The organism is Burkholderia pyrrocinia, from assembly GCF_018417535.1.
GTDB classification, from domain to species: Bacteria; Pseudomonadota; Gammaproteobacteria; order Burkholderiales; family Burkholderiaceae; genus Burkholderia; species Burkholderia pyrrocinia_E.
The window spans coordinates 141,774-155,336 of record NZ_CP070977.1; the positions used below are offsets into that span (position 1 = coordinate 141,774).

The window sequence follows — 13,563 nt, forward strand, 5'->3', positions numbered from 1 at the left end:
GTTCAGCGCAGCGTGCGCGCGCCCTGCGGCGTGTCGAATTCGGCGACCAGCGCGGGCGGGCCGTCGCCGGTTTCGAGTTCGAGCAGATGTGCGGCGCCGAGCCAGTCGAGTTGCTCGCGGACCGCGTCCGCACGCGGGTGGCTGCCCTTGAGCGCTTTCAGCGCGACGCCGTCTTGCGGCAGCGATTCGGCCGGGTGGTGCGGGCTGTCCCACTGGATCAGCGACGGCACGAGGCCGTCTCCCGAACCCTGCCACGCGGGGAACGCGCCGTCGTCGGGCACCGTGAGGCCCCAGGTCAGGTCGCCGCGCCGCATCGCGACGACGGGCGGGATGCGGGCCGGGTACTGGCTTTGCCACAGCGCGAGCTGGCGCGGGCGGTCGACGCGCGCGACCCAGTGCGCGAGAAACGGGCCCTGCGCGAGCCGGGCGTGCATCGCCGGATCGTCGAGCGCGAACAGCCGCGCGCGCGGCGGCGCTGCGCCGTCGTCCGGGGCGGGGGCGTCGGGGTCGATCGCGATCACTTCGAGGTAGAGCCCGCCCCATGCGCCGAACAGCGCATTGTGGGTCCGCATCAGCGGGGGGCGGCCGCCGCCGGCCGGTTCGATGCCGAGCGCGTCGGCGACATGGCGCACGCCGTCGTCGAGCGTGCGTGCGGCGATCACGAGATGGTCGAGTGTCAGGGAGCGGGCTGGCATGAACGTCGGTCGGGAAGCGAAAGTGTCATGGTAGGCGGGCGATGCGCCGGGCGGTTGCTGGACCGGCCGGCGCATGGGCCGCGGACGAGGCCGGCCGGCGCGGCTCCCGGTGCGGCGGGGCCGGAACGGCGGCCGCACGGTCGCCATTGCGGTCAACTGTAATCGTCGGCACCGGCACAGTAACGGTACAATCGGCGCGATAGCCTTCGGTACAGTTGGAGCTGCCGCCCATGTCCACCGTTCCACTCGCCCAGATTCCCGCGCCGCACGATACGGCCACGCTCACGCTCGTCGACCAGCTTGTCCAGTGGGCCCGGCGGCGCATCGACGAACGCGTGTTCCGTCCCGGCATGCGGATGCCGTCGATCCGCAAGCTCGCGCTCGACAAGAGCGTGTCGCGCTTTACCGTCGTCGAGGCATACGAGCGCCTAGTCGCGCAGGGTTACCTCGACTCGCGGCGCGGCTCGGGCTTCTACGTGCGCGAACGCACGGCCGGCCCGCAGCCGGCCGACAACGTGGCGCGCGTGTCCGAAGCCGCGCCCGTGCACAACACGATCGACGTCGTCTGGCTGCTGCGCAACATGCTGCACACGGTCAGCCCGGAAAAGGGGCCCGGTCTCGGCTACCTGCCGGGCCGCTGGCTCGACGGCGAGCTGATCACCGGCGCGCTGCGCGCGCTCGGGCGCCAGTCCGGCGCGCAGATGCTCGGCTTCGGCACCGCGCAGGGCTTCCTGCCGCTGCGCCAGCAACTGCAGACGCGCCTGGCCGAGGTCGAGATCGGCGCGACGCCCGACCAGCTCGTGCTCGTGTCGGGGATCACGCAGGCGATCGACCTGATCTCGCGGATCTACGTGCGGCCCGGCGATGCGGTGATCGTCGGCGATCCCGCGTGGTTCCAGATGTTCGGCCGCTTCGCGTCGCAGGGCGCGCAGCTCGTCGGGATGCCGTACACGCCGGACGGCCCCGATCTCGATGCGCTCGAGACGCTCGTGCAGATGTGGCGGCCGAAGATGCTCGTGATCAACTCGGTGCTGCAGAACCCGACCGGCACGTCGCTGTCGGCTGCGCAGGCGTTCCGGATCCTGAAGCTCGCGGAGGCGTACGACTTCCTCGTCGTCGAGGACGACGTGTACGGCGACCTGTGTCCGCCGAGCTATCCGGCCACGCGCCTCGCGAGCCTCGACCAGTTGAAGCGCGTGATCTACCTCGGCAGCTATTCGAAGACGCTCGCGGCGAACCTGCGGGTCGGCTACGTCGCGTGCGCGCCGGAGATCGCGAAGGCGGTCACCGACCAGAAGATGCTGGTCGGGATGACGACGCCCGAGCTCAACGAACGCGTGCTTTACAAGATCCTGACCGAAGGGCATTACCGGCGCCATGTCGAGCGGCTGCGCGCGCGGCTCGACGGCGTGCGCGACAAGACCGCGCGGATGCTCGAACGCACGGGGCTGGGGCTCTTCACGATGCCGGCGGCCGGGATGTTCCTGTGGGCCGACACGGGCGTCGATTCGGACGCGCTCGCGGCGGTCGCGCACGAGGCCGGCTTTCTGCTGACGCCGGGCAGCCTGTTTTCGCCGCAGCAATCGCCGTCGACGTGGATGCGCTTCAACGTCGCGAACTGCGGCGATCCGGCGCTGCCGGGGTTGCTGGCAGGCTATATCGACTCGGCCGTGCGGCGCGCGTCGTGACGCGGCGCGGCACGCCGCCCCTTGAAATCACGCGCGCCGTCCCAAGATACGCGCGCAAACCGCTCGCGCCAGGCGGTCGTCCTTCACGGGCTTGCCGGCAGCGCGCGCCGGGCGCCTGCGCGACACCATTTCACCCGCTCAAGTAAGAGGAAACAGCATCCATGGCACACGAAACGATGAGCTTTCAGGCAGAGGTCAAGCAACTCCTCCACCTGATGATCCATTCGCTCTACAGCAACAAGGAAATCTTCCTGCGCGAACTGGTGTCGAACGCGTCCGATGCGGCCGACAAGCTGCGTTTCGAGGGGCTCGCGGACAACGCGCTGTACGAAAACGATCCGAACCTGCGGATCCGCATCGGCTACGACAAGGCCGCGCGCACGATCACGATCGACGACAACGGCATCGGCATGAGCCGCGACGAGGCGATCGCGAACCTCGGCACGATCGCGCGTTCGGGCACCAAGGAATTCTTCACGAAGCTGTCCGGCGACCAGCAGAAGGATGCGGCGCTGATCGGCCAGTTCGGCGTCGGCTTCTACTCGGGCTTCATCGTCGCGGACAAGATCACCGTCGAGACGCGCCGCGCGGGCCTGCCGGCGAACGAAGCCGTGCGCTGGGAAAGCGCGGGCGAGGGCGATTTCACGATCGACGCGATCGAACGCGCGCAGCGCGGCACGACGATCACGCTGCACCTGCGCGAAGGCGAGGACGAGCTGCTGTCGTCGCACCGCCTGCAGTCGATCATCCAGAAGTACTCCGACCATATCGCGCTGCCGATCCTGATGCAGAAGGAAGAATGGGATCAGGAAAAGGGCGCGATGGTCCTGAAGGACGAGGACGAGACCGTCAACCAGGCGAGCGCGCTGTGGACGCGTTCGAAGGGCGACATCACCGACGAGCAGTACACGCAGTTCTACCAGCACATCGCGCACGACCACCAGGATCCGCTCACGTGGACGCATAACCGCGTCGAGGGCCGCAGCGAATACACGCAACTGCTGTTCGTGCCGTCGCATGCGCCGTTCGACCTGTGGAACCGCGACTACCGCGGCGGCCTGAAGCTGTACGTGAAGCGCGTGTTCATCATGGACGACGCCGAGCAGCTGCTGCCGCAATACCTGCGCTTCGTGAAGGGCGTCGTCGATTCGGCCGACCTGCCGCTGAACGTGTCGCGCGAGATCCTGCAGGAAAGCCGCGACGTGAAGGCGATCCGCGAAGGCGTGACGAAGCGCGCGCTATCGATGCTCGAAGAGCTCGCGAACGCGGACGAGGATGCCGGCAAGGAGAAGTACAAGACGTTCTGGGGCGCGTTCGGCCAGGTGCTGAAGGAAGGCCTCGGCGAAGACCACGCGAACCGCGAGCGCATCGCGAAGCTGCTGCGCTTCGCGTCGACGCACGGCGACACCGACGCGCAGGACGTGTCGCTCGCCGACTACGTGTCGCGCATGAAGCCCGAGCAGAGCAAGATCTACTATGTGACGGCCGACGCATGGCAGGCCGCGAAGAACAGCCCGCATCTCGAGGTGTTCCGCAAGAAGGGTGTCGAGGTGCTGCTGCTGACCGATCGCGTCGACGAGTGGATGCTGTCGTTCCTGCAGGAATTCGACGGCAAGCCGCTCGCGAGCGTTGCGCGCGGCGACCTCGATCTCGGCGAGCTGAACGACGAAGAGAAGAAGGCGCAGGAACAAGCGGGCGAGGCAATCAAGCCCGTCGTCGAGAAGATGAAGTCGGCGCTCGGCGACAAGGTGAAGGAAGTGCGCGTCACGTTCCGCCTGACCGATTCGCCGTCGTGCCTCGTCGCGGACGACAACGACATGAGCGGCTACCTGCAGCGGATGCTGAAGGCGGCCGGCCAGAACGCGCCGGCGATGCAGCCGATCCTCGAGATCAACCCCGAGCATGCGCTCGTGAAGCAACTGAACGCCGACGGCGCCGATTTCGGCGACTGGTGCCATCTGCTGTTCGACCAGGCATTGCTGGCCGAAGGCGGCATGCTCGACGATCCGGCGAGCTTCGTGAAGCGGACCAACGCGCTGCTGCTGTCGCGCGCCGCGTGAACGTGCGCATGCGATTCGACGGCGGCCAGGCCGGCTGGCGCGAGACGCCGCGGCCTGGCTGCACGCTCGACCAGCGCGACTGGCTGACGCGCGGCGGATCGCTGACCGCGCATCTCGCGCGGCTCGGCCGCGTGAACGTGCGCGTGACGCGCGAGGCCGTCGACTGCGCGTGGTTCGACGAGCCCGACGCGCTCGCCAGTGCGCCGCGCGCGCCGATGTGGGTGCGCGAGGTGATCCTGTTGGTCGACGGTACGCCGTACGTCGCCGCGCACAGCATCGCGCCGCTCGCTGCCAGCAAGGGCGTGTGGCAGGCAATGCGGCGGTTGCGCACGCGGCCGCTCGCGGAGCTGCTGTACAGCGATCCGCAGGTCGAGCGTTCGGCGCTCGTCAGCCGGCGCGTGATCGCAGGCCATCCGCTGTATGCGCTCGCGAGCCATGCGCTCGGCGCAGGCGCGCGAGCGCCGCACACGTTTGCCGCGCGGCGCTCGGTGTTCCAGCGTCACGGCAAACCGCTGATGGTCACCGAGTGCATGCTGCCGGCGTTGTGGCGCCATCTCGCCGAGCACGGCGACGGGCCGCGGCCGGCTGGCCCGAGCGGAGACGCGTGATGCTGCAGGGCTTCGGGCCGGTGGTCGGGCCGAATACGCATACGATGATCCTCGGCAGCTTTCCGGGCGAGGCATCGCTCGATGCCGCGCAGTACTACGCGCATCCGCGCAACCAGTTCTGGCGGCTGCTCGGCACGGTGCTCGGCGAGCACGGGTTGCACGAGCTGGCGTACGATGCGCGGCTCGAGCGCGTGCTGGCGCACGGGATCGGTATCTGGGACGTGCTCGCCGCGTGTCACCGCGAAGGGAGCCTCGATTCGGCGATCCGCAACGCGGAGCCGAACGATTTCGATTCGTTGCGGGAGCATGCGCCGCTGCTCAAGCGCGTGTGCTTCAACGGCAAGACGGCAGGGCGGTTTGCCGACGTGATCGGCAGGGCCGGGTACGAGACGCTGGTGCTGCCTTCGTCGAGCCCGGCGAATGCGATGTTGTCGTTCGAGCAGAAGCTGGTGCAGTGGCGGGGGATTCGCGGCTGACGTCGGTATGAGCGCCGGGGCGGGGGCATCGCTGCCGTCGCTCAATCATCCTTGCCCCATCGCCACCCGGGTTTCTCGCCCTTGATCCAGCACACGGCGATCAGCATAACGGACAGCACCACGATGCTGGCGCCGTACGCGAACGGTGACTTGTCCGGCGGCAGCAGCCAGGCGCTCGCAACGATCCCGATCACGAACAGCAGCAGCACGAGCCAGCCCTGCCACGCGACCGGCAACCCCCAGCCCCAGCCGTAGCGCTTGGCGGGAAACCAGATCTTCTTGTCGTTCGAGGCCATGTGGTTCCTCGTCGTCAGACTGTTATGACGCGGATCGTTCCGTCAGCGAGCTTGCCGCCGGCGATCACGGATCGCATCGAGCCGGCGTTCCAGCCGCGCGAGCACGTCGGACGAGGAAACATACTGGCCCGTGTACATCGTCTTGTCGCGGGATGCAATGCCGCGTGCAATGAACTCGCTTTGAAGCTGGCGACGCTCGACACCTTCACGACTTGATTGCTCGATGAAGCTCGACAGCGTTTCGTCGTCACCCAGGACGCGTTCGGCTGCGGCAAGCAGTTCCGGCTCGACTTGGACGGATGGAAAGGTGGCGGTCTTCATCAGGTAATTTCCTCCAGCACGGTTGCGATGCATTATCGTTCACGCCGACCGTGGTTGCGCGCTGAACGATCAACGGAGCGTAACGGTAGTCCTGTCTCCGACTGCCCCCGCCCCGCACCAATGCTATCCTCTCGTCCGCTCATCCAGCGTCACCCAACGAGATTCAATCATGACCCGACTGATCAAGCGCGCGTCCGCCGAGGCGCGTGCGTTCAAGCAAGGCAAGCCTTCCTCCTACAACGGCTCCGAAAAACTTCAGCCGCCGCGCGTGAAGCGCCGCCCGGACATCGACGAACACGACGACGTGCCCGTGCTCGAAGCGCCGCGCAAGCCGCGTTTCGCGCCCGTCACGTTCTCCGAAGAGGGCGGCGTGCGCTTCCTGCACTTCGGCACCGAATGGGTGCAGGGTGCGATGCGGATTTCGAAGCCGCTGCATATCGAGCTCGAATACGCGCAGCAGATGATGGCGTGGCTGCTGTTCCTCGAAACGCCCGAGCGGATCGTCCAGCTCGGGCTCGGCACCGGCGCGCTGACCAAGTTCTCGCACCGCTTCCTGCCGCACGCGAAGGTCGAGGCCGTCGAGCTGAACCCGGCCGTGATCGTCGCCGCGCGCACGATGTTCGCGATGCCGCCCGACGACGCGCGTCTCGCCGTCCACGAAGCCGACGCATGGGACTTCGTCAACGATCCGGCCAACCGCGGCACGACGGGCGCGATCCAGATCGACCTGTACGACGCAACCGCGCGCGGCCCCGTGCTCGACAGCGTCGCGTTCTACCGCGCGGTGCGCGGCTGCCTCGCCGGCGCAGGCATCGCGACGATCAACCTGTTCGGCGATCATCCGAGCTTCGTGCGCAACATGAAGCACCTGAACGCGGCGTTCGATCATCGCGTGATCGCGCTGCCCGAAGTGCACGACGGCAACCGGATCGCGATCGCGTTCTCGGGCCCCGCGCTCGACGTGCCGTTCGCGCAGCTCGACGCACGTGCGAAGCTGATCGAGGACACGCTGAAGCTGCCCGCGCGCAAGTGGGTGAAAGCTTTGAAAGAAACGATCGGCGCACGCGACACGTCGTTCGCGATCTGACGCTTCATGCACCGGCGGCATGCCGGTGCAACCGCGCGACAAGGGGCGGATCACCTCGGGTTCGCCCCCGCTTGACCGCGTGCTCGCGGCTCCTATACTGGCGCGAAGCCAGGGGAGCCGCAGCTTACCCGTTTTGCCGCTCCCCTCGCCGCCGTACCCGCTCAACAAGATCGATAACCGGGAAAGATGAGGAGACGTCATGGCTCACGATGCCGACGCCAACCGGGCCGCGAAGCGCTGGCTCTGGCTGCTGGTCCTGCCGCTGATCGCGATGGTCTGGGTGCCGTCGTACAACAAGGTCGATCCGCAATGGTTCGGCTTTCCGTTCTTCTACTGGTACCAGCTCCTGTGGGTCTTCATTAGCGCGGTGATCACCGCGTTCGTGTACTTCAAGACCAAGAACGCGTGGAAGGCGAGCGGCCCGCAGGGAGGTGCGCGATGAACCTCGGCGCAACCTTCGTCTTCGTCCTGCTCTTCATCGGTGTCACGATCATCGGTTTCCTGGCCGCGAACTGGCGGCGCGGCGATCTCGCCCATCTCGACGAATGGGGCCTCGGCGGACGCCGCTTCGGCACGATCGTCACGTGGTTCCTGCTCGGCGGCGACCTCTACACGGCATACACGTTCGTCGCGGTGCCCGCGCTCGTGTTCGGCGCCGGCGCGATGGGCTTCTTCGCGCTGCCGTACACGATCCTGATCTATCCGTTCGCGTTCGTGGTGTTCCCGAAGCTGTGGAGCATCGCGAAGCGGCACGGCTACGTGACGGCCGCCGATTTCGTCAACGCGCGCTACGGCAGCCGGATGCTCGCGCTCGCGATCGCGGTGACGGGCATTCTCGCGACGATGCCGTACATCGCGCTGCAGCTCGTCGGCATCGAAGTGGTGATCGGCGCACTCGGTTTCGACACGACCGGCTTCGTCGGCGACCTGCCGCTGATCATCGCGTTCGCGATCCTCGCCGCGTACACGTACACGTCGGGGCTGCGCGCGCCCGCGATGATCGCGATCGTGAAGGACATCCTGATCTACATCACGATCGCCGCGGCGATCATCGTGATTCCCGCGAAGCTCGGCGGCTTCGGGCACATCTTCGCGAGCGTGCCGCCCGCGAAGCTGCTGCTGAAGGCGCCGGACGCGGCGAGCCTGAACGGCTACAGCGCGTACGTGACGCTCGCGATCGGCTCGGCGCTCGCGCTGTTCCTGTATCCGCACTCGGTCACGGCCATCCTGTCGTCGTCGTCCGGCAACTCGATCCGCCGCAACATGGCGATGCTGCCCGCGTACTCGTTCGTGCTCGGCCTGCTCGCGCTGCTCGGCTACATGGCGCTTGCGGCGGGCGTGAAGGACATGCCGCAGTACGCGCCGTACTTCAAGGCGTTCGGCCCGAACTTCGCGGTGCCCGCGCTGTTCCTCGAGTATTTCCCGTCGTGGTTCGTCGGCGTCGCGTTCGCGGCGATCGGCATCGGCGCGCTGGTGCCGGCGGCGATCATGTCGATCGCGGCCGCGAACCTCTATACGCGCAACATCCACCGCGAGTTCGTGAACCGCAACATGACGCACGACCAGGAGACGCACGTCGCGAAGCTCACTTCGCTGATCGTGAAGGTCGGTGCGGTCGCGTTCATCCTCGGGCTGCCGCTGACCTACGCGATCCAGTTGCAGTTGCTCGGCGGGATCTGGATCATCCAGACGCTGCCCGCGATCGTGCTCGGCCTGTACACGCGGCTGCTCGACCATCGCGGCCTGCTGATCGGCTGGGCGGCCGGCATCGTGTGCGGCACGTGGATGGCGGTGTCGCTGAAGCTCGCGAGTTCGATCTTCACGATCCACCTGTTCGGCCTCGCGATTCCCGGCTACGCGGCGGTGTGGTCGCTGATCGTGAACCTGGTGGTGTCGGTGGTGGTGAGCGTGCTGGTGCGCGTGATGGGCATGGCGCATGCGGAAGATCGCACGCGGCCCGAGGACTATCTCGACGTCGTCGAAAGCTGAAGTCGACGATGCGCGGCAACGAAAACGCCCGCCACCGCGAGGTGGCGGGCGTGTTTTTTTTTGCGTCAGCCCTGTGCGCGTTTCGCGAGATCCTCGCGCTGCGACAGATCCTCGACGTTGACCATCCAGTGCACGCCGAAACGGTCCTTCGCCATCCCGAAGCCGAGCGCCCAGAACGTCTTGCCGAACGGCATCGTCACTTCGCCGCCGTCGGCGAGCGCATTGAACAGCTTCTGGCCTTCCTCGACCGTCGCCGGGTTCAGCGACAGCGAATAGCCGGCGTGCGTGCCGCCCGGCTGGCTGCAGTCGCCGTCCGAGCACATGATCATCGAGTCGCCGATCGTGAAGCTCGCATGCATCACCTTGTCGGCCATCTCGGGCGTGATCGCGTGTTCGGGATTCGGCGGCGCATCCCTGAAGTGCATCTTGAACATGGTCTTCGCGCCGAGTGCCTTTTCGTAGAATTGAAGGGCTTCGTCGGCGCGACCGTAGAACGTCAGGTACGGTTGAACTTGCATCGTTGTCTCCTGTAATGAGCCTGGCTCGCGCGTCGGCGCGGGTCCGGCGTCGTGCAAGATTGACTGGGATGGGGCACGTCGAGAGGCGGCCGGCGCACCCGTGACGTGGATTGTAGTGCGCGTGCTTGACGATGGCGTGAAAAATAAAAACGGCCGCGAACATCACGTTCGCGGCCGCTTGCGGCGCGCTTGCTGACGGCTGTTGTCAGTGTTGCTGACAGCCGCTGACGCGCGGCATGCTTCAGCGCAGCGCGTCGATCAGCTTCTCGAGCTTCACCGCATCGGCGGCGAACACGCGGATGCCTTCGGCGAGCTTCTCGGTCGCCATCGCTTCGTCGTTCAACTGGAAGCGGAACGATGCCTCGTCGATTGCGACGCGCTCGGACGGCATGTCCTGCAGCGCTTCCGGTGACAGCTTGCGCGAAACCGTCTCGTTGCTGTCCTGCAGCTTCTGCAGCAAGTCGGGACTGATCGTCAGCAGGTCGCAGCCGGCAAGCTCGGTGATCTGGCTGGTCGTGCGGAAGCTCGCGCCCATCACTTCGGTGTGGTAACCGAAGGTCTTGTAGTACGTGTAGATGCGGCGCACCGACTGCACGCCCGGGTCGTTCGCGCCGCCGTCCTTTGCTTCATTCCATTCCGCGCCGGCCTGCTTCTTGTACCAGTCGTAGATGCGGCCGACGAACGGCGAGATCAGTTGCGCGCCGGCTTCCGCACACGCGGCGGCCTGCACGAGCGAGAAAAGCAGGGTCATGTTGCACTTGATCCCTTCCTTCTGCAGCACCTCGGCCGCACGGATGCCTTCCCACGTCGACGCGAGCTTGATCAGGATGCGTTCGCGGCCGATGCCGGCTGCTTCGTACAGCTTGATGAGCTCGCGGCCCTTGTCGATCGAGCGCTGCGTGTCGAACGACAGGCGCGCGTCGACCTCGGTCGACACGCGGCCCGGGATCAGTTGCAGGATCTCGGTGCCGAACGCGATCAGCAGGCGGTCGATGATGAAATCGGTGCTTTCGTTGCGATGATCGCGGACGGTTTTCTCGAGGATCGGCTTGTACGCATCCTTCTGGACGGCCTTCAGGATCAGCGACGGGTTCGTGGTCGCGTCCTGCGGCTTGTATTGCGCAAGCTGCTGGAAGTCGCCCGTGTCGGCGACGACGGTCGTGTACTGCTTCAGCTGGTCGAGTGCGGTAGTCATGGCGATTCGAAAGAAGGGCGCGGGGCGCCGGGTTCTCACGGGCCGCGCGAGCGCGGCGGCGAAGCGAAGCGGCGCCGGGCGCCGCTTTCGATCCGTCATTTTAGGCCCGATTCGTGTCGAGCACGTTTTGGCGTACCCCGGGGCGGGCACGGTAACCGCCGCGGCGGGCGGCGAGCCGCGTCACGCGGGGCGTCGCGCGTTCAGGATCACCTGCGTGACGATCCCCGCGACGAGCCCCCAGAACGCCGAGCCGATCGACAGCAGCGTGAGGCCCGACGCGGTGACCATGAACGTGACGAGCGCGGCTTCGCGCTGCTTCACGTCCTGCATCGCGTTCGCGAGCCCGCTCATGATCGAGCCGAACAGCGCGAGCGCGGCGACGGACACGACGAGCGCCTTCGGCAGCGCCGCGAACAGCGCGGCGATCGTCGCGCCGAAGATCCCGGCGACCAGGTAGAACGTGCCGCACCACACGGCGGCCGTGTAACGCTTCGCGTGATCCTCGTGCGCTTCGGGGCCGGTACAGATCGCGGCCGTGATCGCCGCGAGGTTCACGCCGTGCGAGCCGAACGGCGCGAGCAGCAGCGACGCGAGGCCGGTCGTCGCGATCAGCGGCGACGACGGCGTCTGATAGCCGTCCGCGCGCAGCACCGCGATGCCCGGCACGTTCTGCGACGCCATCGCGACGACGAACAGCGGAATGCCGATGCTGACGATCGACGCGATCGAGAACGCGGGCATCGTGAACACGGGCTGCGCGAGCGCGATGTGGAAGCGGCTGAAGTCGAGCAGGCCGAGGCCGCCGGCCACCGCCGTGCCGACGATCAGCGTCGTCGGAATCGCATAGCGCGGCGCGAGCCGCTTGACGATCAGGTACGTGAAGAACATCGCGAGCACGAGCGCGGTCTGGAACTGCGCGGCGCGGAAGATCTCGATGCCGATCTCGAACAGGATGCCCGCGAGCAAGGCGGCTGCGATGCCGGCCGGAATCCGGCGCATCAGCGTGTCGAACAGGCCGCTCACGCCGACGGCCGTCAGCAGCAGCGCGCACACGACGAACGCGCCGATCGCCTCGGCGTAGGGCACGCCGGGCAGCGATGCGATCAAGAGCGCGGCGCCGGGCGTCGACCATGCGACGACGACGGGCGCGCGAAAGCGCAGCGACAGGCCGATCGTCGTCAGCGCCATGCCGATCGACAGCGCCCAGATCCACGACGAGATCTGCGCATCGGTGAGGTGGGCGGCGCGGCCGGCCTGGAACATCAGCACGAGCGAACTCGTGTAGCCCGTCATCATCGCGACGAAGCCGGCGACGAGCGCCGAGACGGATGTATCGGCGAAAAAGCGGCGGCCGCCGGCGCGGCCAGCGCTCGCGGTGGGCGAGGGATTCATGCTATCTCCGGGGGGAGGCCGCTCGGACGCGGCCCTCGTGTCTGCTGGTTGGATTCGTTACTTGCTGAGTGCGCGCATCGCGGTTTCGAGGCCCGCGAGCGTGAGCGGATACATGCGATGGCCGAGCAGGTCGCGGATGACCTCGACCGACTGCCGGTATTCCCATAGCCGCTCGGGCTCGGGGTTCAGCCACGCATGATGGGGGAACTGGTCGGCGAGGCGGCGCAGCCACACGGCGCCGGCTTCCGGGTTGTTGTATTCGACCGAGCCGCCGGGCTGCAGCACTTCGTACGGGCTCATCGTCGCGTCGCCGACGAAGATCAGCTTGTAGTCGGGCGTGAACTTGTGCAGCACGTCCCACGTCGCGGTGCGCTCCGAGTGGCGGCGGCGGTTGTTCTTCCACAGGTGGTCGTACACGCAGTTGTGGAAGTAGAAGAATTCCAGGTGCTTGAATTCGGCCTTCGCGGCCGAGAACAGCTCTTCGGTGCGCTTGATGTGGTCGTCCATCGAGCCGCCGACGTCGAGCAGCATCAGCACCTTCACGTTGTTGTGGCGCTCGGGCACCATCCGCAGGTCGAGCCAGCCCGCGTTCGCGGCCGTGCTGCGGATCGTGCCGGGCAGGTCGAGTTCCTCGGCCGCGCCTTCGCGCGCGAAGCGGCGCAGCCGCCGCAGCGCGACCTTGATGTTGCGCGTGCCGATCTCGACGGAATCGTCGTAGTCGCGGTACGCGCGCGCTTCCCACACCTTCACCGCGGTGCGGTTGCCGTTCGACGGGCCGCCGATGCGCACGCCTTCCGGGTTGTAGCCGCCGTGCCCGAACGGCGACGTGCCGCCCGTGCCGATCCACTTGTTGCCGCCTTCGTGGCGTTCCTTCTGCTCGTCGAGCAGTGCCTTCAAACGCGCCATCAGCTTGTCGAGCCCGCCCATCGCTTCGATCTGCGCCTTTTCATCCGGCGACAGCTCGCGCTCGAGGCGCTTCTCGAGCCAGTCGAGCGGAATGTCGAACGCGTCGGACGGCAGCGCGGACACGCCATGGAAGTACGCACCGAATGCCTGGTCGAACTTGTCGAAGTACTGCTCGTCCTTGACGAGCGTCATCCGCGCGAGGAAGTAGAACGCGTCGATCGACGGCGAGATCAGCCCGGCCTTCAGCGCTTCGAGCAGCGTCAGGTATTCCTTCACCGAGACGGGCAGCTTGGCTGCGCGTAGCGCGTAGAAGAAATTGAGCAGCATGGCCG

At 67.0% G+C, this 13,563-nt stretch carries 14 protein-coding genes; 7 read left to right on the forward strand and 7 right to left on the reverse strand.

Annotated features, from left to right (window positions below; genetic code table 11):
• Nucleotides 1–2: 2 nt before the first annotated feature.
• Nucleotides 3–695 (reverse strand): VOC family protein, encoded by a 693-nt coding sequence (locus JYG32_RS00680; protein WP_213264362.1) that lies wholly within the window; start codon nt 693–695, stop codon nt 3–5.
• 230 nt (nt 696–925) lie between these two features.
• On the opposite strand from JYG32_RS00680, the gene JYG32_RS00685 reads away from it, so the two are divergent.
• The 4 genes from JYG32_RS00685 to JYG32_RS00700 all read left to right on the forward strand — a co-directional run bounded on the left by JYG32_RS00685 (nt 926) and on the right by JYG32_RS00700 (nt 5,527).
• On the forward strand, nt 926–2,383 hold the full coding sequence (locus tag JYG32_RS00685; RefSeq protein WP_174379971.1) for a PLP-dependent aminotransferase family protein: 1,458 nt from the start codon (nt 926–928) through the stop codon (nt 2,381–2,383).
• Between the two features lie 161 nt (nt 2,384–2,544).
• Nucleotides 2,545–4,443, forward strand: a complete 1,899-nt coding sequence (gene htpG, locus JYG32_RS00690) for a molecular chaperone HtpG (protein WP_213264363.1) — start codon at nt 2,545–2,547, stop codon at nt 4,441–4,443.
• A gap of 8 nt (nt 4,444–4,451) precedes the next feature.
• Nucleotides 4,452–5,051, forward strand: coding sequence for a chorismate--pyruvate lyase family protein (locus tag JYG32_RS00695; RefSeq protein WP_213264364.1), 600 nt, complete (start codon nt 4,452–4,454; stop codon nt 5,049–5,051).
• Nucleotides 5,051–5,527: a DNA-deoxyinosine glycosylase gene (locus JYG32_RS00700; RefSeq protein ID WP_174379974.1), complete on the forward strand. Its 477-nt coding sequence runs from the start codon at nt 5,051–5,053 to the stop codon at nt 5,525–5,527. The genes JYG32_RS00695 and JYG32_RS00700 overlap by 1 nt, the downstream gene beginning before the upstream one ends.
• A gap of 41 nt (nt 5,528–5,568) precedes the next feature.
• Here JYG32_RS00700 and JYG32_RS00705 read toward each other — a convergent pair whose 3' ends face one another.
• Both JYG32_RS00705 and JYG32_RS00710 read right to left on the reverse strand, forming a co-directional pair.
• Nucleotides 5,569–5,823: a hypothetical protein gene (locus JYG32_RS00705; protein WP_213264365.1), complete on the reverse strand. Its 255-nt coding sequence runs from the start codon at nt 5,821–5,823 to the stop codon at nt 5,569–5,571.
• A gap of 42 nt (nt 5,824–5,865) precedes the next feature.
• Complete coding sequence (locus JYG32_RS00710) at nt 5,866–6,144, reverse strand: YlcI/YnfO family protein (RefSeq protein WP_213264366.1); 279 nt, start codon at nt 6,142–6,144, stop codon at nt 5,866–5,868.
• A 169-nt stretch (nt 6,145–6,313) separates the two neighbouring features.
• Here JYG32_RS00710 and JYG32_RS00715 point away from each other — a divergent pair, with 169 nt between their 5' ends.
• From JYG32_RS00715 to mctP, 3 genes are all read left to right on the forward strand, one after another.
• Nucleotides 6,314–7,231, forward strand: coding sequence for a spermidine synthase (locus tag JYG32_RS00715; RefSeq protein ID WP_174379977.1), 918 nt, complete (start codon nt 6,314–6,316; stop codon nt 7,229–7,231).
• A 199-nt stretch (nt 7,232–7,430) separates the two neighbouring features.
• Entirely contained in the window at nt 7,431–7,673 is a 243-nt protein-coding gene (locus JYG32_RS00720; RefSeq protein WP_047898686.1) for a DUF3311 domain-containing protein, read from the forward strand.
• A complete protein-coding gene (gene mctP / locus JYG32_RS00725; protein ID WP_174379978.1) occupies nt 7,670–9,220 on the forward strand; it encodes a monocarboxylate uptake permease MctP in 1,551 nt (516 codons plus the stop codon). Before JYG32_RS00720 ends, mctP begins: the two co-directional genes overlap by 4 nt.
• A gap of 65 nt (nt 9,221–9,285) precedes the next feature.
• Here mctP and JYG32_RS00730 read toward each other — a convergent pair whose 3' ends face one another.
• From JYG32_RS00730 to JYG32_RS00745, 4 genes are all read right to left on the reverse strand, one after another.
• Nucleotides 9,286–9,738: a VOC family protein gene (locus JYG32_RS00730; protein WP_174379979.1), complete on the reverse strand. Its 453-nt coding sequence runs from the start codon at nt 9,736–9,738 to the stop codon at nt 9,286–9,288.
• Between the two features lie 241 nt (nt 9,739–9,979).
• Nucleotides 9,980–10,933: a transaldolase gene (tal, locus tag JYG32_RS00735; RefSeq protein WP_213264367.1), complete on the reverse strand. Its 954-nt coding sequence runs from the start codon at nt 10,931–10,933 to the stop codon at nt 9,980–9,982.
• A gap of 180 nt (nt 10,934–11,113) precedes the next feature.
• A complete protein-coding gene (locus JYG32_RS00740; protein ID WP_213264368.1) occupies nt 11,114–12,325 on the reverse strand; it encodes a benzoate/H(+) symporter BenE family transporter in 1,212 nt (403 codons plus the stop codon).
• Nucleotides 12,326–12,382: 57 nt separating this feature from the next.
• Entirely contained in the window at nt 12,383–13,558 is a 1,176-nt protein-coding gene (locus tag JYG32_RS00745) for a vWA domain-containing protein (protein ID WP_213264369.1), read from the reverse strand.
• Nucleotides 13,559–13,563: the final 5 nt, after the last annotated feature.